Annotated in this window: 19 protein-coding genes and 1 pseudogene; 5 read left to right on the top strand and 15 right to left on the bottom strand. The window is 67.4% G+C overall.

The features are described from left to right. Positions 1-140 precede the first annotated feature (140 nt). From fahA to DIE11_RS33080, 5 genes are read right to left on the bottom strand one after another with little or no spacing between them, the layout of a single operon-like run. On the bottom strand, positions 141-1445 hold the full coding sequence (fahA, locus tag DIE11_RS33100; RefSeq protein ID WP_124629551.1) for a fumarylacetoacetase: 1305 nt from the start codon (positions 1443-1445) through the stop codon (positions 141-143). Further along, positions 1442-2776, bottom strand: a complete 1335-nt coding sequence (gene hmgA, locus DIE11_RS33095; protein ID WP_124629550.1) for a homogentisate 1,2-dioxygenase — start codon at positions 2774-2776, stop codon at positions 1442-1444. Before hmgA ends, fahA begins: the two co-directional genes overlap by 4 nt. A 15-nt stretch (positions 2777-2791) precedes the next feature. Then, entirely contained in the window at positions 2792-4153 is a 1362-nt protein-coding gene (locus DIE11_RS33090) for an MFS transporter (protein WP_124629549.1), read from the bottom strand. Then, complete coding sequence (locus DIE11_RS33085; RefSeq protein ID WP_014897947.1) at positions 4150-4380, bottom strand: DUF2783 domain-containing protein; 231 nt, start codon at positions 4378-4380, stop codon at positions 4150-4152. The genes DIE11_RS33090 and DIE11_RS33085 overlap by 4 nt, the downstream gene beginning before the upstream one ends. Before the next feature lie 29 nt (positions 4381-4409). Beyond that, a complete protein-coding gene (locus DIE11_RS33080) occupies positions 4410-6098 on the bottom strand; it encodes an FAD-dependent oxidoreductase (RefSeq protein WP_124629548.1) in 1689 nt (562 codons plus the stop codon). 380 nt (positions 6099-6478) lie between these two features. Between DIE11_RS33080 and DIE11_RS33070 the strand changes: the two genes are divergently transcribed. Further along, the gene (locus DIE11_RS33070) at positions 6479-7282 is read left to right on the top strand and encodes an EAL domain-containing protein (RefSeq protein WP_124629547.1); all 804 of its coding nucleotides are present in this window, start codon (positions 6479-6481) and stop codon (positions 7280-7282) included. Between the two features lie 187 nt (positions 7283-7469). On the opposite strand, the gene DIE11_RS33065 is transcribed toward DIE11_RS33070, so the two are convergent. Together DIE11_RS33065 and DIE11_RS33060 are read right to left on the bottom strand one after the other, a co-directional pair. Next, a complete protein-coding gene (locus DIE11_RS33065; RefSeq protein ID WP_059604558.1) occupies positions 7470-7880 on the bottom strand; it encodes a GFA family protein in 411 nt (136 codons plus the stop codon). 127 nt (positions 7881-8007) lie between these two features. Then, on the bottom strand, positions 8008-8799 hold the full coding sequence (locus DIE11_RS33060) for an IclR family transcriptional regulator (protein WP_059604464.1): 792 nt from the start codon (positions 8797-8799) through the stop codon (positions 8008-8010). Between the two features lie 172 nt (positions 8800-8971). Between DIE11_RS33060 and DIE11_RS33055 the strand changes: the two genes are divergently transcribed. Continuing rightward, complete coding sequence (locus DIE11_RS33055) at positions 8972-10159, top strand: acyl-CoA dehydrogenase (protein ID WP_124629546.1); 1188 nt, start codon at positions 8972-8974, stop codon at positions 10157-10159. Positions 10160-10305: 146 nt separating this feature from the next. Here DIE11_RS33055 and DIE11_RS33050 read toward each other — a convergent pair whose 3' ends face one another. After that, positions 10306-10944: a peroxiredoxin gene (locus tag DIE11_RS33050; protein WP_034182833.1), complete on the bottom strand. Its 639-nt coding sequence runs from the start codon at positions 10942-10944 to the stop codon at positions 10306-10308. A 318-nt stretch (positions 10945-11262) separates the two neighbouring features. On the opposite strand from DIE11_RS33050, the gene DIE11_RS33045 reads away from it, so the two are divergent. From DIE11_RS33045 to DIE11_RS33035, 3 genes are all read left to right on the top strand, one after another. Then, positions 11263-11565 (top strand): YqjD family protein, encoded by a 303-nt coding sequence (locus DIE11_RS33045; protein WP_006754606.1) that lies wholly within the window; start codon positions 11263-11265, stop codon positions 11563-11565. A gap of 124 nt (positions 11566-11689) precedes the next feature. After that, positions 11690-12079 (top strand): phage holin family protein, encoded by a 390-nt coding sequence (locus DIE11_RS33040; protein ID WP_059604455.1) that lies wholly within the window; start codon positions 11690-11692, stop codon positions 12077-12079. A 43-nt stretch (positions 12080-12122) separates the two neighbouring features. After that, positions 12123-12566 carry a DUF3318 domain-containing protein gene (locus DIE11_RS33035; protein WP_124629545.1) on the top strand — a complete coding sequence of 148 codons (444 nt, stop codon included), beginning with the start codon at positions 12123-12125 and terminating at the stop codon, positions 12564-12566. A gap of 63 nt (positions 12567-12629) precedes the next feature. Here DIE11_RS33035 and DIE11_RS33030 read toward each other — a convergent pair whose 3' ends face one another. From DIE11_RS33030 to glyA, 7 genes and pseudogenes are all read right to left on the bottom strand, one after another. Next, positions 12630-13088: a type IV pilin protein gene (locus DIE11_RS33030; RefSeq protein WP_124629544.1), complete on the bottom strand. Its 459-nt coding sequence runs from the start codon at positions 13086-13088 to the stop codon at positions 12630-12632. Next, the gene (locus DIE11_RS37295; protein WP_124629543.1) at positions 13085-13633 is read right to left on the bottom strand and encodes a pilus assembly protein; all 549 of its coding nucleotides are present in this window, start codon (positions 13631-13633) and stop codon (positions 13085-13087) included. Before DIE11_RS37295 ends, DIE11_RS33030 begins: the two co-directional genes overlap by 4 nt. Positions 13634-13739: 106 nt before the next feature. After that, a complete protein-coding gene (locus tag DIE11_RS33020; RefSeq protein ID WP_124629542.1) occupies positions 13740-14579 on the bottom strand; it encodes a PilW family protein in 840 nt (279 codons plus the stop codon). Then, positions 14563-14985, bottom strand: coding sequence for a hypothetical protein (locus DIE11_RS33015; RefSeq protein WP_124629541.1), 423 nt, complete (start codon positions 14983-14985; stop codon positions 14563-14565). Before DIE11_RS33015 ends, DIE11_RS33020 begins: the two co-directional genes overlap by 17 nt. After that, on the bottom strand, positions 14982-15542 hold the full coding sequence (locus tag DIE11_RS33010; RefSeq protein WP_124629540.1) for a GspH/FimT family pseudopilin: 561 nt from the start codon (positions 15540-15542) through the stop codon (positions 14982-14984). Before DIE11_RS33010 ends, DIE11_RS33015 begins: the two co-directional genes overlap by 4 nt. A gap of 153 nt (positions 15543-15695) precedes the next feature. Beyond that, positions 15696-16175: a transcriptional regulator NrdR gene (nrdR, locus tag DIE11_RS33005; RefSeq protein ID WP_006760615.1), complete on the bottom strand. Its 480-nt coding sequence runs from the start codon at positions 16173-16175 to the stop codon at positions 15696-15698. A gap of 6 nt (positions 16176-16181) precedes the next feature. Next, a pseudogene (glyA, locus tag DIE11_RS33000) lies at positions 16182-16376 on the bottom strand (serine hydroxymethyltransferase); the annotation flags it as partial.

The raw sequence follows: 16376 nt of genomic DNA, 5'->3' as shown, positions 1-16376 counted from the left end.
GCGCGCCCGCCGCAGCGCGCCGCCCGGACGACGACGGCGCGAACACGCGCCGCCGGGCCACGGATACGCCGGTCACACTGCAAAAACGACGACGGCCCGCGCAATGCGGGCCGTCGTGCTCATGATCGCTACGTTGCGCGTTACGCCTTCAACGCCGGCAAGATCTTGCCGGCACACGTGCCGAAGCCGACGCGATAGCCGTCGCCCTGGCACCATCCGGCGAGCGTGAGCTCGTCGCCGTCCTCGATGAACGCGCGGCTGCCGCCGCCGTTCAGCGCGAGCGGCTCCTTGCCGTTCCACGTCAGTTCGAGCAGGCTGCCGAACGAATCTTTCGTCGGCCCGCTGATCGTGCCCGATCCCATCAGGTCGCCGACGCGCGTGTTGCAGCCCGCGACCGTGTGATGCGCGAGCTGCTGCGCCATCGTCCAGTACATGTGCTTGAAGTTGGTGCGGCAGATCGACGTCGCTTCGGCGGCACCCTCCGCGCGCAGCGTCACTTCGAGCGCGATGTCGAACGCATGCTTGCCCGCGTGCCGTAGATACGCGAGCGGCTGCGGCGACTGTTCGGGCTGCTCGACGCGAAACGGTTCGAGCGCGTCGAGCGTGACGATCCACGGCGAGGTCGTCGTCGCGAAAGTCTTCGCGTTGAACGGGCCGAGCGGCACGTATTCCCACTGCTGGATATCGCGCGCGCTCCAGTCGTTCAGCAGCACCATCCCGAAGATATGTGCTTCGGCATCCTCACACGCGATCGGCTCGCCGAGCGCGTTGCCGCGGCCGACGATGAAGCCCGTTTCCAGTTCGATGTCGAGCTTGCGGCATGCGCCGAACACCGGACGCTCCTGGTCGGGCAGCTTCAATTGGCCGTTCGGGCGCCGCACCGGCGTGCCGCTCACGACCACCGACGACGCTCGGCCGTTGTAGCCGATCGGCATCTCCGACCAGTTCGGCAACAGCGCATTTTTCGGATCACGGAACATCGAACCGACGTTGGTCGCATGCTCTTTCGACGAATAGAAATCGGTGTAGCCGGGAATGTCGACCGGCAGGTGAAGCGTCGCGTCGCGCTGCGCGACGAGCACCTGCGCGCGCAGCGCCGCATCGTCACGCAGCCGCGCGTTCTCGCGCGAGAACAGGTCCGACAGTTGCACGCGCACGCTGCGCCATGCGTCGCGGCCGAGCGCGATGAATGCGTTGAGCGTCGGTGCAGCGAACGCATCGGCGCCGGCCGGCAGCGTCACGAGGCCCGCACGCGCGAGCGCGGCGAGGTCGACGATCTGGTCGCCGAGCGCGACGCCCGCGCGGCGCGCCGGTTGCTTCGCATCGCTGAAGATCCCGAACGGCAGGTTCTGGATCGGGAAATCGCAGGCGGGATCGTTCGCCGTCTCGACCCAGCTCTTGCGGGCCGGGTCGAGCGTCGCGCGCCAGTCTTGGGTATCGCTCATCGTTGCTCCGGATTGAAGTGTTTCTTGATGCCTTGCCAACATTCGAAGTAGTCGGCCTGCAGCTGCGCGGTGTCGAGCGCGTAGCGCGTCGGCCGGATCAGCGTGCGGGTTTCGAACATGAACGCCATCGTCGCGTCGACCTTGTGCGGCTTCGTCGTGTCGCTCGCCGATGCCTTCTCGAACGTGTCCGCATCCGGCCCGTGGCCCGACATGCAGTTGTGCAGGCTCGCGCCACCCGGCACGAAGCCTTCGGCCTTCGCGTCGTACGCGCCGTGCACGAGCCCCATGAACTCGCTCGCGACGTTGCGGTGGAACCAGGGCGGGCGGAACGTATCCTCGGCCGCGAGCCAGCGCGGCGGGAAGATCACGAAATCGATCGAGTCGACGCCGGGCGTGTCGCTCGGCGACTGCAGCACGAGGAAGATCGACGGATCGGGATGGTCGAAGCTGATCGAGCCGATCGTGTTGAACAGCCGCAGGTCGTATTTGTACGGCGCGTAGTTGCCGTGCCACGCGACGACGTCGAACGGCGAATGTCCGATATCCGCGCGCCACAGGCGCCCGTTCAGCTTCGCGACCAGCTCGAATGCGCCCTCGCGATCCTCGTACGCGGCCTGCGGCGTGAGGAAATCGCGCGGGTTCGCGAGCCCGTTCGAGCCGATGGGGCCGAGGTCCGGCAGGCGCAGCAGCGCGCCGAAGTTCTCGCAGATGTAACCGCGCGCATCGCCGTTCGGCAGCGCGACGGAAAACCGCACGCCGCGCGGGATCACCGCGATCTCGAACGGCTCGACGTCGAGCTGGCCGAACTCGGTCGCGATGAAGAGCCGCCCCTGCTGCGGCACGATCAGCAGTTCGCCGTCGGCGCTGTAGAAGAAGCGGTCCTGCATCGAGCGGTTCGCGGCGTACAGGTGGATCGCGCAGCCGTTCATCGCGGCCGCCGAGCCGTTGCCGGCCATCGTCACGAGCCCTTCGACGAAATCGGTCGGTTCGGCCGGCATCGGCAGCGGATCCCAGCGCAGCTGGTTCGGCGGCGTCGGCGGCACGTCGGCCGAGTCGCCGAATTCCGACACGAGCCGCTGCGTGCCCGTGAACGGCTCGAACGGCCGGTGCACGGCCGCGGGCCGGATCCGGTACAGCCACGAGCGGCGATTGTGGCTGCGTGGCGCGGTAAACGCGGTGCCCGACAGTTGCTCCGCATACAGTCCGTACGGCGCGCGCTGCGGCGAGTTGCGGCCATGCGGCAGCGCGCCGGGCAGTGCCTCGGTCGCGAATTCGTTCGCGAAACCGCTCAGGTAGCCGGCGTTCGCCGGTTTCGACAGGTCAAGCGTCATCGTTTCCTTTCTCCATCAATTCATGGCGGCATTCGGCGCCTGCGCACCGCTGCGCCGCGTTACGCCGGCCAGTCCCAGCACGAACAGCGCCGAGCACAGCACGGGCACCGCGGCTGCGTGGAACAGCGCGCCGTTGGTCCAGTTGAGCGCAATCAGTTGTCCGCCGACGAGCGGCCCGAGCACCGAGCCGATCCGGCCGATGCCGAGGCTCCAGCCGATGCCGGTCGAGCGCAGCGACGTCGGGTAATACTGGCCCGCGAGCGCATTCACGGCTGGCTGCCCGCCGACCACGCAGAATCCGCCCGCGAACACGACAATCAGCAGCCACGGCAGCGCATGGGCGACCGAGCCGATCAGTCCGACCGAGACGGCCGCGCACGCGAAGCACGCGAACAGCACGCGCATGAAGCCGTAGCGTTCGATGAACCAGCCGAGCGACAGCGTGCCGATCACGCCGCCCGTCTGCAGCACCGTGCCGACGATCACCGCCGTGCCCGGCGAATAGCCCGCGTCGCGCATCACGGTCGGCAGCCAGTTCGACAGGAAGTACAGGTCGATCAGGTTCATGAAGCTGATGGCCCACAACAGCAGCGTGACCGGCAGGCGGCCATGGCGGAACAGCTCGGCGACCGGCGCGCCGCTCGCCGCGCGCTCGCGCACGACGAGGCGCGTGCTCGCGTCGATGCCGGCCTGCGGCGCGAAGCGCGCGAGCCAGGCGCGGGCCTGCGCGTCGCGCCCTTTCAGCACCAGGAACTGCAGCGACTCGGGCAGCCGCGCGAGCATCGCGAGCGTGAGCACGAGCGGCACCGCGCCGCCGACGAAGAACACCGAGCGCCAGCCGAGCGCCGGAATCAGCGCGGCGCTGATGAAGCCGCCGATCGCGGCGCCGAGCGTGAAGCCGCACGACACGATCATCATCCGCTTCACGCGATGCGCGGCCGGGCTGAATTCGCCGACCAGCGCCATCGCGTTCGGCATGATGCAGCCGAGGCCGAGGCCCGTGACGAAGCGCAGCGCCATCAGCACGGGAATCGAGCTTGCGAACGGCGTCGCGAGCATCGTCACCGCGAAGAACAGCGTCGAGCCGATCAGCACCGGGCGCCGCCCGATCCGGTCGGCCAGCACCGACAGCCCGAGCGCGCCGAGCAGCATCCCGAACAGGCTCGCGCTGAACACCGGGCCGAGCGCCTGCTTCGGCACGCCCCATTCGGCGATCACGCTCGGCGCGACGTAGCCCATCGCCTGCGCATCGAAGCCGTCGATCACGAGACACAGCCCGCACAACGCGAGCAGCATCCAGTGAAAGCCAGGGCGATGAGTCTCGTCGATCACGCGCTCGACTTCGAGCACGCGCGCGTCGGCCGGCGCCGCGCTCATTGCGCCACCTCGGCGGCCGGATGCACGGGCGGTGTCACGCCCTGGCGCGCGAGCGCCATCGCTTCGCGCAGCACGTCGGCATCGCCGATCTGGTTCGCGAGCAGCAGGATCAGCTTCGCGTTGACGAGCTGGCTGTCGGCGTCGGACAGATCGCGATGCATGTCGATCAGCGCTTCGTAGAACGCGTCCGGATCGGCCAGGCGCGGGCGGGTATCGAGTCGGGGCATGACGGGTGTCTCCGGTATCGTTGTCGTGTTCAATGCGGTGTTCCGCGCGCGCAGGTCGCGCGCGCCAGCGCGTCGGCGATCGCCTGGCGCTCGAGCGAGCGCATCCGCGCGCAGACGTGCTGGTCGGGGCGCAGCAGGTAGAACGTGCCGGGCTTCGCGTCGTAGCGTTGCGCGGCGAAACCGTCGACGTCCTCCACGACGTCGACGCCAGCCACCGGTTGCGCGTGTCCGGCCGGCACGACCAGCACCGGCCGCACCGGCAGCGCCAGGCCGTCGAGTGCCTGCGCGAGCGCGGCGGCGTCGCCCGGCAGGCCGAACAGCATGCCCGCGAAGCCGTCGCCCAGGTGCCGCAGCAGCCAGCCCGACGCGCCGTGCGCGCGCACCGGCGCATCGGCCGCCGCCGCGCCCGGCCGCATCGCGCACGCGAACGCGTCGCCGTTGCGGTCCGGCGTATTCAGCGGCGAATCGGCCAGCACGGCCGGCACGGACAGGCGGCCGCTGTTCACGAGCTTGCGCGCGAACTCGCAGTCACGCGCGAGCTTCAGCGTCGCGTCGCGGAACACGCGCGACACCGCGCTCTTCGGCGTGATGAAGTCGGTCGAGCGCGTCGAGTTGCGGATGTTCTCGTCAGCCGCGAACTCGCGCTCGCTCGCATAGGTGTCGAGCAGGCGGTCGTCCGCGCGGCCGTCGAGCACGAGCTTCAGTTTCCACGCGAGGTTGTCCGCGTCCTGCACGCCGCTGTTCGCGCCGCGCGCGCCGAACGGCGACACGCCGTGCGCGGAATCGCCCGCGAACAGCACGCGGCCGTGCCGGAACGTATCCATCCGCTGGCAGCGGAACGTATAGACGCTCACCCATTCCAGCTCGAACTCGGCGTCCGGCCCGAGCAGCGCGCGCACGCGCGGGATCACGCGCTCCGGCTGCTTCTCGGCGACCGGATCGGCGTCCCAGCCGAGCTGGAAGTCGATGCGCCAGACGTTGTCGGGCTGGCGGTGCAGCAGCACCGACTGGTTGCGGTGGAACGGCGGATCGAACCAGAACCAGCGCTCGGTCGGGAATTCCGCCTTCATCTTCACGTCGGCGATCAGGAAGCGGTCCTTGAATGTGCGGCCGCGGCTCTCGAGGCCCATTGCGGCGCGCATCGGGCTGCGCGAGCCGTCGGCCGCGATCACGTACTGCGCGCGCAGCGTCTCGATGCCTTCCGGCGTCTCGACGGTGAGCGTGGCGTGTTCCGCCGATTGCGCGACACCCGTCACCTTGTGCTTCCAGCGGATGTCGATGTTCGGCAGCGCGAACGCGCGCTCGGCCAGATAGCCTTCGACGTAGTACTGCTGCAGGTTGATGAATGCGGGACGCGCATGGCCTTCCTCCGGCAGCAGGTCGAACGCATACAGCTGTTCGTCCTGCAGGAACACCTTGCCGACGTGCCAGCTCACGCCCTTGTCGACGAAACGCTCGCCGCAGCCGAGACGATCGAAGATCTCGAGCGTGCGCTTCGCGAAGCAGATCGCGCGCGAGCCCGTCGACAGCGTGTCGTCGTCGTCGAGCAGCACGACCGGCACGCCCTGCTGCGCGAGGTCGATCGCGGCCGACAGGCCCACCGGGCCCGCCCCGACCACCACCACCGGGTGGATGGCGGTGTCATCGCCGGCGCCCCGCGTCGCGCGCGGCCGGTAGTCGAACTTCAGCGTCTGGTAATCGATGCTCATGGTCGCCATCCGCTCCTCAGCCCTGCCGTCCGTGCGCCGACGCGCGTCGCGTCGTCCCGCTCATGCCCGTTGCCCGCCGCTGCCGCGGCCCGCCCTGCCTCGCCCACTTGCTGTCAACCGCCACGTCTCGCTCCTTGCTTCCTGTTGATTCGATTCGGGAAACGGCCGCCGCTCCGGGCGCCCGAACGCCGCTTTTCTTGATCGGCGACAAATCTTTGGATTTACGAATAGTAAAACCAATTACGAATAGTGAAATCAACGTAAACCCTAGCCATCGGCTCGAGGACGGGATAACCATATGAGCGAAACGCCAAGCCGAGCCGGGCGCGCGCTGCTAATATCAAGGCACGAGGCGGCCCTTTCGGCCGCCATTTTTCCTTCCTACGCCGATGATTCCGCCCAACATTCCCGAGCTGATCGTCCGTGCCGGGCAATTGCCGTATCTGCGGGAACACCTCGCGCTCGCCGAGGGCGGCACCGCGTGCGCAATCCTGCCGGAGCGCACGCTCGCGAGCGCCTATGAACCGATCTACGACGTGACGATGCCCGGCGCGCCGCAGTCGACGTCGTTTGCTGACGCGATCGAGCGCTACGGCGACGAACTCGGCTTCCAGGCCGTCACGCTGGTCACGGGCACGCCGCACGACCCGGTCGACTCCGCTGTCGACGACCAGACGCTCGTCGCGATCGACCGGCTGTCGCGCGCGCTGCACGCGATCAACTTCTTCGGCGCGCAACGACACGGGCTGCTGTTCCTGCGCGTACACGAACGGCTGCTCAAGAGCGTGAAGTACGACCACGGCAAGCATTTTTCGTCGGTGCTGCAGCGCTTCGGGCTGCCGACCGAGCGAATCGTGATCGAGCTGCCGGCGGTCGCGGTCGCGCACAAGACCTTCCTCGGCTACCTGACGCGCAGCTACCAGCATCACGGCTTCAAGGTCGCGGACAAGCTGCCCGACCCGGGCCGGATCCTCGCGGTTGAATCGGAGATGGCGCGGCCCGACTACATCAAGATGGATGCGGGCATCGCGCTGCGCGACGGGATGGTGAAGGCGCTGGTCGCGTATGCGCAGCGCGTGCGGATTCCGCTGATCTTCGACGGCGTCGTCGACGAGACGCAGTGCGAGCTGCTGCGCCAGCACGACGTGCGGTTCATGCAGGGGCCGGTGTTCGCGAAGGTCGTCCCGGCCTGAGCGGGCGGGTGCCCGGCCCGCGCGGGGCGCGGCACGCCGGATGGCGGAATCCGACGCCCGGATTGCTTCGGGAATCGGGGGCGGCGGGCATCGCCGCCCGAAACCGGCCGGTTCCTCTTCCGTTCATGCGTGAAAGGTAGAACGCACTTGCGCGCGGATTCGATGCCGGCACGGCGACGGCCGCAGCCTATGCCGTTCCGCCATCGTCGAATTTCGGCAGATCGTCGTCGATCTCGATGCCCGGGAAGCGATCCCCGTACCAGACGTGCCACGCGGGACGCAGCCGCGCCGGCTCGTCGAGCGTTGCGTAGTTGATTTCCACGGTCGTCGGCGCATCGGTCAGGCGGTACTCCAACTGCGCGCCGCAGCGGCCGCAAAAGCGCCGCTCGCCCCACGCGCTCGACGCATAGACCGTCGGCTCACCCCGCAGGTATTCGAATGCGTCGAGCGGCACCGATGCCGACGCGACGACCGCCGCCCCCGTCGTGCGCTGACAGAGCCGGCAATGGCAAAAGCCTGCGTCGGCCGGAATGCCGGCGATCCGGTAGCGGATCGCCCCGCATGCGCAACCGCCTTCCATGGTTTCCGGGTGGGACATCGCGAACCTCGTTATCGTCGGGGAACCGGTGGACGATGATGAGCGCGGTTCGCGCGCGGTGCAACCGGCTGCGGCGCCCCCTCCGGTGCCCGGTCGGCCCGCCGACGCGCCGCTCGCCGCGACCGTTTCAGACCGTCTGCCCGAGCCGCTGCGCGAGCGCCTTCAGCTTCGGCCCGACCTGCGTGCGGAACACGTCCTCGTCCATCGACGACGCAGGCCCGCTGCAGCTCAGGATCAGCCAGCGCCCCTCGCGCGGTTCGCGAAACGGCACGGCCGCCGCGTTCACGTCCATGTGCCACGCGCGGAACGAATAGCAGCATCCGCCCGCGGAGAACTCGGCCACCGCGTCCCGAGCGGCCGCGACGAGCGCATCCGCGTCGGCCGCGCCGCCGGCGGCCCGGTGCAGATCCGCATAGAGCGCGCGGCGCACGTCCTCCGGTTGCACGGCCAGGTACGCGCGCCCCATCGAGCTCGTCAGCATCGACAACCGCGAGCCGGGCGCAAGCCCGAGCGTCAGCGCGGTTTCGCTGCGGATCGTCTCCAGATAGATCATGTCGAGCCCGTCGCGGCAGCCGAGCGACACGGCCGCACCGATCTCGCGCGCGAGCGCCTGCATGTGCGGCCGGGCGAGATCGAGCGTCCCCGAGCCGGACAGCAGCGCGTAGCCGAGCGACAGCACGCCGGCGTCGAGCGCATACTTTCCGAGCGTCTCGTCATAGCGCAGGTAGCCGAGCACGGTCAGCGTATAGGCGAGCCGGTTCACCGTCGCCTTGGGCAGCCCGGTGCGCTCCGCGAAGTCGCGATTGCCGAGCATCGTCTCGCCGGGCCGGAATGCGCGCAGCAGGTCGAGCCCGCGCGCGAGCGCAACGACGAACTTGCGCTCGTCGATCGTGGTTTCGTCGATGGTTGAAAGCGTCATGTGATGCTACACTGGGTTCGTTTTGCAAAACATTGTTCCGCACAGCGGAACTATAGTCAAGCGAACGTTAGATATCGGGGCAGGCCGCGAAGCGCCAACCCGGGACCGACCGCAAAGCATGGGATCAGGGCAAGCGCTGACGCGCCCACCCTGGCCAACAGGAGATGACACGATGAGCGCTGCAACTTTTCATTGGGACGATCCGCTGTTGCTCGACCAGCAACTGACCGAAGAAGAGCGGATGGTGCGCGATGCCGCGCACGCGTATGCGCGGGACAAGCTCGCGCCGCGCGTCACCGAGGCATTCCGCCATGAACGCACCGACGCCGAGATCTTCCGCGAGATGGGTGAGATCGGCCTGCTCGGCCCGACGATTCCGGAAGAGTACGGCGGCCCCGGCCTCAATTACGTGAGTTATGGGCTGATCGCGCGCGAAGTCGAGCGCGTCGACTCCGGCTACCGCTCGATGATGTCCGTTCAGTCGTCGCTCGTGATGGTGCCGATTCACGAATTCGGCTCGGACGCGCAGAAGCAGAAATACTTGCCGAAGCTCGCGACCGGCGAATGGATCGGCTGCTTCGGCCTGACCGAGCCGAACCATGGCTCCGACCCGGGCAGCATGGTCACGCGCGCGACGAAGGTGGCCGGCGGTTATTCCCTATCCGGCTCGAAGATGTGGATCACCAACTCGCCGATCGCCGACGTGTTCGTCGTGTGGGCGAAACTGGAAGAAAACGGCAAGGACGCGATCCGCGGCTTCATCCTCGAGAAGGGCTGGAAGGGCCTGTCGGCGCCGGCGATCCACGGTAAGGTCGGGCTGCGCGCGTCGATCACCGGCGAGATCGTCCTCGACGAAGTGTTCGTGCCCGAAGAGAACCTGATGCCGAACGTGAGCGGCCTGCGCGGCCCGTTCACGTGCCTGAACTCGGCGCGCTACGGCATTGCCTGGGGCGCGCTCGGCGCGGCCGAGTCGTGCTGGCACACCGCGCGGCAGTATGTGCTCGACCGCAAGCAGTTCGGCCGGCCGCTCGCCGCGAACCAGCTGATCCAGAAGAAGCTCGCCGACATGCAGACCGAAATCACGCTCGGCCTGCAGGGTGTGCTGCGTCTCGGCCGGATGAAGGACGAAGGCACGGCGGCCGTCGAAATCACGTCGATCATGAAACGCAACTCGTGCGGCAAGGCGCTCGACATCGCGAGGCTCGCGCGCGACATGCTCGGCGGCAACGGCATCTCGGACGAATTCGGCGTCGCGCGCCATCTCGTCAACCTCGAAGTGGTGAACACGTACGAAGGCACGCACGACATCCACGCGCTGATCCTCGGCCGTGCGCAGACGGGCATCCAGGCGTTCTTCTGATCGTCCGGATGCGGCGTCGTACGCGGCAGTGCCGCGGCGTACGCGCAAAAAGATACGGCCCGCCCGGCATGACTGCCGGACGGGCCGTTTTTCATCGGATCCGCGCTTCGGGCCGCCGGCCCGGTACCGCGTTCACCCGCCGCTGCTTACTTGTTCGGCTGCGGCGTGAGGCGCAGGTACGGACGCACAGCGTTGAAGCCCTTCGGGAAACGCTTCTTCAGCTCTTCCGGATCCTGCAGCGACGGCACGATCACGACGTCGTCGCCGTCCTTCCAGTTGCCGGGCGTCGCGACCTTGTAGTTGTCGGTCAGCTGCAGCGAGTCGATCACGCGCAGCACTTCGTCGAAGTTGCGGCCGGTGCTGGCCGGATAGGTGATGGTGAGCCGCACCTTCTTGTTCGGGTCGATCACGAACAGCGAGCGCACCGTCAGCGTTTCGTTCGCGTTCGGGTGGATCATGTCGTACAGCTGCGACACCTTGCGGTCCGCGTCGGCGATGATCGGGAAACCGACGACGGTCGACTGCGTTTCGTTGATGTCGTTGATCCAGCCCTTGTGCGATTCGACGCCGTCGACCGACAGCGCGATCACCTTCACGTTGCGTTTCTCGAATTCGCCCTTCAGCTTCGAGGTCAGCCCGAGTTCAGTCGTGCACACCGGCGTGTAGTCGGCCGGGTGCGAGAACAGGACGCCCCAGCTGTCGCCCAGCCACTCGTGAAACTTGATGGGGCCCAGGCTCGATTCCTGCTCGAAATCCGGTGCGATGTCACCAAGACGCAGACTCATGATGTTCCCTCCTCGAACGATGCTGGTTGAAACCGCGCGCTGGACGGCGCGGGACAGTCCATCAGCTTACGGGAAGCAATGGACGGCGCGAACGATTATTCTGTTTGATATTCATACTTTTTTGTCATTTTTACCCGGTATCGGGACACGACCGACGGCCACAAGGGAAACTTTTCGCAGCATTTGTGGCTCTGTCAATGCTTACGAGTCATTTACCATGTGGTCTTGCACCGCCGCCGCGTGTCTTCCCGGCTCGCCAGCAGGCAAGGGTTTCGCTACGATGTGAACCTGCAGCATGACAGCATGAAGGGAGTTGCAATGTCGGAAATCAACAAGGAGAAGCTGATGTCGGATATCAAAACCGTTCTCGCGGACGCCGAGGATCTGCTCAAGCAGGCAGCGAGCAGCACGGGCGACCGTGCGGCCGAGCTGCGCGAGAAAGCCATGTCGCGCCTGAAACAGGCCAAGGAAAAGGCAACCGACGTCCAGGTCGTGGTGGTCGAGAAAGGCAAGAAGGCCGCGCGCGCGACCGACGACTACGTGCACGAGCATCCGTGGACGTCGATCGGCGTCGCTGCCGGCGTCGGCGTGCTGATCGGCCTGCTGATCAACCGCAAGTAACGCGCTCAACGCCGTTCCGCCCCATGTGCCGCCCGGTGCGGCGTATGGGTGCCGAAGCCAGCCGGCGGTCCGCCCCCGGCCGGCTTTGCCCTAGCCGCTCATTGCGCGCACAAGCGCCTCATCCATGACGACAGACACCCACCCGCAGCCGTCCGGCCAGGGACCGCTGCGCCGCCTCGTCGGCTCCGCAATCGGCCTCCTGCAAACGCGCCTCGAACTGGTCGGCATCGAACTCGCCGAGGAGAAGGAACGCCTGATGGGCGTGCTGTTCCTCGGGCTCGCGGCCATGATGCTCGCGACGATGGCGCTCATCAGCCTGACCGTGCTCGTCACGATCGCGTTCTGGGACACCTATCGCTGGCAGTCGCTCGCGGCCATCACCGCGCTGTACGCGATCGCGGGCATCGGATGTGCATTGAAAGCGCGTTCGGGCCTGCGCGACGCGCCGACCGTGTTCGAGGCGACGCTCGCCGAGCTCGATAAAGATCGCGAAATTTTCCGCGGCAAGCCGTGAACGCAGTCGCGTTCCCCTCCCTCACCTACTTCGCCGACGCGCCATGAGCCAGAACGTCACGGGCCATTCAACCCGCCCCCATTCGTCGCGATCGAACTGGAGCGCGTCGCAGCATCGCGCACTCCGCAAGGAATTGCTGATCCTGCGATCCGAGGTCGAACGGCTCGAGCTTGCCGAAGCCGCCGCCGAAATGCGCCACGCCGTCACGCGCTTCAGTTGGCTCAAGGTATTCGTCCCCGGCCTGTCGGGCACCGGCTTCAGCCAGTCCGCCAAGAACCTGAACGCGAGCCTCGGCCAACTCGTCAACCAGTACCCGATGTTGAGTTCGCTCGCGTCGCTCGTGCTGGCGAAACCCATACGCTCGCTGCTACGCGCGAGCGCTGGCCCCGCGCTGAAGTGGGGCTCCGTCGGCTTCGCTGCATGGGAGATCTATCGGATCTGGAAACAGTCGCGCGACGAGCGCAACCCTGCCACGAACGACGACTGACACGCAACGACAGGCGCGCATGGGCCCGGCGCCGTTGCGCGTTTTCCGTGCGTGATTGCGTGATCAACGCACGCCCCAGCATGTCCGCTCCCGTGCGTCGGCGTCGGCGTCCGCATCGTTAGATCCTGCATTGCCTTTCGTCCCGTCCGCGCGCAGCGTGAAAGCACCGCATGCGTCGTCGCGCATTGGGCCTGCATCGAGCGGGCGTGCAATGAGTTCATAGGCCACCGGTGCATCGTCGCCGGCTGCTCGCCGCAGCGCGATGTCGTAGACCGCCTGCCCGTCCGGGGGCGCCTGCGAATATGCGTCTGGCAGCGTCCGTGGCGGCGTGCCGTCGAGCGTTTCGAGATACTGAGCCGCACGGTAGAGCGCAGCGACCGCGGATGCGCGATGCACGCACGCGACGTGCTCGCGATACGACGGAATACCCCACCCGGCCAGCGCAGCGACGATCGCGAGCACGATCATCAGTTCGAGCAACGTGAACGCCACCGATCGGCGCAGCAATGGAGGCTGTTTCATCGATGAACCGCCGCGACGCGACGCCAGCGCAGTGCAACGATGCGTCCGTGTCGCACCGCGACCTGGCTCTGCAGCCAGACCACGCTTGACGCATGGCTACCGACACCACGCGCGGTGACGAGGTAAGCACGACTCCCTCGAGGGCCGACGCCTCGCCAGGCTTCGATCAGGCAACGCGGCGGCTGGGCCGCCATCGGCCAGGATGCGAACGGCGCGAATGCTTCGGCGACACCCAGCGCGGTCGCACGCCGCCATGCGTCCGGCTCGGCCGATGACGCGAGCTCGTCGATGTACGGCGCCCCGCCTCGGAGCAATCGCGCTGTGCAGGCTGCGACCGCCGCATCGGCTGCGTGAAATGCAATCAGCCGGTCCGACAATGCACGTGTGCGGCGCGATTCTGTCAATGCGGATTCGAACCATGTGCCGGTCAGCGCGGCGACCGCCGCGCCAACCGCGATCACGGCAGGCAGTGCAAGGCCTGCGTCGCGACGCCAGTGGCGGCTGGTGGACGGAAAGCGTGTGCGTGATGTTGTTCCGCTCAGCATGGGGCCCTCACCGCGTGCCGCACGTCGCGGAACGCCACGGCGCGCTGCCTGTCGAAACCTGCCGCGATTCGCATTGCGAGCTGGTCGACGAATCGGTTCGCGTCGATCATCGCAACACCTCATGATCCTGCGCCGCGTCACCCACGGGATCGATGGATGCGACCGCGGCATTGCGCAACGCGACGATTCGATGCAACGCCAGATGCGCGCGACCGTCCGACGAAACGGCCGTGCGGCCGTCGCAATCGACATGACGCGCGGGCCCGTGCATCGGTTCGCCACGCGCACGCACGCACACATGCACGGCAACGACATCGCGCCAGTCGCCGCTGCCCATCGCCCCCGCGTCGACGAACTGCGCGGCTTCGCGACGGAGGTAACGCACGCGCAGTTGATCGATGCCGGACACGACGGGTTGGGGCGTACCCGGGCGCCCGCTTCCCTCGCAGTACAACTCGGGCTCACCCGTCGACGGGCTGACATGCGCGTCGAAACGATTTTCCACGAGCGGCCGCTCACCAGGCGCGCCAACACCCTGCCCGAGACAATCCGACACCTGTGCCCCAATCGTCGGCCACGTCGACACGGCATCGCCGACATACCGAACCAGCAATGCGTCCGACGCTGCGCGCATCGCTTCGCAGCGCACCTGCGCTCCATTCCCTCGCACGCGCCCCGCGGAACAGCCGAACACGGGCGGTAACGATGGCGGCCCTTCGACATCGAGCGGCCGAAACCCGGCCATCTGGATCTGCTCGCCGATCAGCATCAGTGCGGTCGCGGCCGCATCGCGCATCCGGAACCCGTCTTCCGCTCGCCGCTGCGCGACGCGCTGGGCGTGATACAGCGCACCGGCAGCGGCAAGCACCAGCAGACCGACCGTCATCGCGATCATCACTTCGAGCAGCGTATGCGCGCGGCTGCGACGCTCACCGTTCATCGGCATTGACCTCGGCCTCCCGAAACGGAATCCGCACGCACGACGGTGGCCCAACCGTTGCCCGCGCACTTTCGCAGCGCGCCGATGTCAGCGCATGGGCGTGAGCGTCACGCCAGCCGACCGTCACGTAGCGGACACCCGCCGGCCCATCGTCGAGCGCCGTCGTGCCGCCGGGCAACGATGCGGACGCGAGCGCCGCGATGCCGTCGTCCGCGCCTGCCGCTGCGTGCCGGCGCTCAATGCGAGCATCGGCCAGCCACAGCGCGCGTTCACGCCAGATCGTCGCCCGCTGCGCGCGCGTCATCGCAAGCTGGCTGCCGGCCACGGCCAGCATCACGGTTGCAAGTAGCGCGACGGCCAGCACCGCTTCGAGCAGCGACGTGCCGTGCATCGATTTGCGCGCGCGCTTCATGCCGCTTCGCAACGACCGGTGACGACGCGCGCCCGGCCGCCTGCCGCGATCCGGACGCAGCGCGACACGCGTGTGTCGTCACCGGACAGCGTGCGCTGCGGACGCAACTCGAAACGTCTGATCCCGCCAAGCACCTGACCCGCCGGCGGAGCAAATGCCAGATCGTGCGCCGCCCCCGCGACAGCGATGTCGGCATCGCGCGGATAGCGCCGCAGCACGCGCGACCGTCCGTCGAACTGCCCGCTGACGATCCATCCGCACGACCATCCCGGCAGGTCGCACCGCTCGCCTGAACGCACGCAACCGCCGTCGCGCCCGGCCCTGCACAGCGTGACGCGCACGCCGAGACGTGTTGCTTCGGTGCGCGCGAACGACAGCGCGCCGAGCAACGCACGCGTGCGTGCATCCACACGTTCACGCATGTGCCACTGATCGAATGCAGGTGTTGCGTATAGCCCGATCGCGGCTGCGAGCGCGATCGCGACCATCAGCTCGACGAGCGTAAAGCCGCCGCAGCGTCGCACGCGTTGTTCAACGCCCTGTCGGTGCAGTCCCATCGCCATCGCCCTCCGTCAACGTGATGCGACGACTGTAGCGACGCAAGCAGACACGCGCCATTAGCCGAACGGCCGACTGGCGACATGCGATCGCGGCCGACACAATCGGCGCGAACTGAACCCACGGAGAAGACGATGAACGGACGCAGCGCGTCAGCGCTTACGCGGAGGTTTGGAGGGGGACGCGCGACGGAACTCTTCGATCACGTCGGCAAATTCGGAAACATCCTCGAACCGGCGGTAAACCGATGCGAAACGGACATAGGCGATCGTATCGAGGCCGCGCAACTCGTTCATCACGAGTTCGCCAAGCTTCTCGCTACGCACTTCACGCTCGCCGGTCGCGAGCAGTTGATATTCGATGCGGGCAACCGCCGCGTCGATCGCGTCAGCCGCAACCGGCCGCTTGCGCAGCGCGAGTTGCATGCTGGCGACGATCTTGCGACGGTCGAATTCCGTGCGGCTGCCGTCCTTCTTCACGACGGCCGGCAGGTTCAGCTCGACCCGCTCGTACGTCGTGAAGCGCTTGTCGCAAGCCGAGCAACGACGGCGCCGACGAATCGCGGCGCCATCTTCGGACACACGCGAGTCGACGACCTGCGTGTCCTCGTGCCGGCAGAACGGGCAGCGCATGCTGGATCAGCGATAAACCGGGAAACGCTTGGTCAGCTCGGCTACTTGCGCGCGCACGCGCTCGATCGTCGCTGCGTCTTCCGGGTTCTCGAGCACGTCGGCGATCAGGTTGCCGACCTGCTCGGCTTCCGCCGGGCCGAAGCCGCGCGTCGTCATCGCCGGCGAACCCAGACGGATCCCGCTCGTCACGAACGGCTTTTC

The sequence above is a fragment of the Burkholderia sp. Bp9012 genome (genome assembly GCF_003853825.1).
GTDB classification, from domain to species: Bacteria; Pseudomonadota; Gammaproteobacteria; order Burkholderiales; family Burkholderiaceae; genus Burkholderia; species Burkholderia diffusa.
This window is presented reverse-complemented; position numbering and strand designations above follow the sequence as displayed.

Bases quoted from the DNA above. Each gene is read 5' to 3' on its own strand.
- fahA (WP_124629551.1), bottom strand. From the start codon at position 1,445: ATGAGCGATACCCAAGACTGGCGCGCGACGCTCGACCCGGCCCGCAAG.
- hmgA (WP_124629550.1), bottom strand. From the start codon at position 2,776: ATGACGCTTGACCTGTCGAAACCGGCGAACGCCGGCTACCTGAGCGGT.
- DIE11_RS33090 (WP_124629549.1), bottom strand. From the start codon at position 4,153: ATGAGCGCGGCGCCGGCCGACGCGCGCGTGCTCGAAGTCGAGCGCGTG.
- DIE11_RS33085 (WP_014897947.1), bottom strand. From the start codon at position 4,380: ATGCCCCGACTCGATACCCGCCCGCGCCTGGCCGATCCGGACGCGTTC.
- DIE11_RS33080 (WP_124629548.1), bottom strand. From the start codon at position 6,098: ATGGCGACCATGAGCATCGATTACCAGACGCTGAAGTTCGACTACCGG.
- DIE11_RS33070 (WP_124629547.1), top strand. From the start codon at position 6,479: ATGATTCCGCCCAACATTCCCGAGCTGATCGTCCGTGCCGGGCAATTG.
- DIE11_RS33065 (WP_059604558.1), bottom strand. From the start codon at position 7,880: ATGTCCCACCCGGAAACCATGGAAGGCGGTTGCGCATGCGGGGCGATC.
- DIE11_RS33060 (WP_059604464.1), bottom strand. From the start codon at position 8,799: ATGACGCTTTCAACCATCGACGAAACCACGATCGACGAGCGCAAGTTC.
- DIE11_RS33055 (WP_124629546.1), top strand. From the start codon at position 8,972: ATGAGCGCTGCAACTTTTCATTGGGACGATCCGCTGTTGCTCGACCAG.
- DIE11_RS33050 (WP_034182833.1), bottom strand. From the start codon at position 10,944: ATGAGTCTGCGTCTTGGTGACATCGCACCGGATTTCGAGCAGGAATCG.
- DIE11_RS33045 (WP_006754606.1), top strand. From the start codon at position 11,263: ATGTCGGAAATCAACAAGGAGAAGCTGATGTCGGATATCAAAACCGTT.
- DIE11_RS33040 (WP_059604455.1), top strand. From the start codon at position 11,690: ATGACGACAGACACCCACCCGCAGCCGTCCGGCCAGGGACCGCTGCGC.
- DIE11_RS33035 (WP_124629545.1), top strand. From the start codon at position 12,123: ATGAGCCAGAACGTCACGGGCCATTCAACCCGCCCCCATTCGTCGCGA.
- DIE11_RS33030 (WP_124629544.1), bottom strand. From the start codon at position 13,088: ATGAAACAGCCTCCATTGCTGCGCCGATCGGTGGCGTTCACGTTGCTC.
- DIE11_RS37295 (WP_124629543.1), bottom strand. From the start codon at position 13,633: ATGCTGAGCGGAACAACATCACGCACACGCTTTCCGTCCACCAGCCGC.
- DIE11_RS33020 (WP_124629542.1), bottom strand. From the start codon at position 14,579: ATGCCGATGAACGGTGAGCGTCGCAGCCGCGCGCATACGCTGCTCGAA.
- DIE11_RS33015 (WP_124629541.1), bottom strand. From the start codon at position 14,985: ATGAAGCGCGCGCGCAAATCGATGCACGGCACGTCGCTGCTCGAAGCG.
- DIE11_RS33010 (WP_124629540.1), bottom strand. From the start codon at position 15,542: ATGGGACTGCACCGACAGGGCGTTGAACAACGCGTGCGACGCTGCGGC.
- nrdR (WP_006760615.1), bottom strand. From the start codon at position 16,175: ATGCGCTGCCCGTTCTGCCGGCACGAGGACACGCAGGTCGTCGACTCG.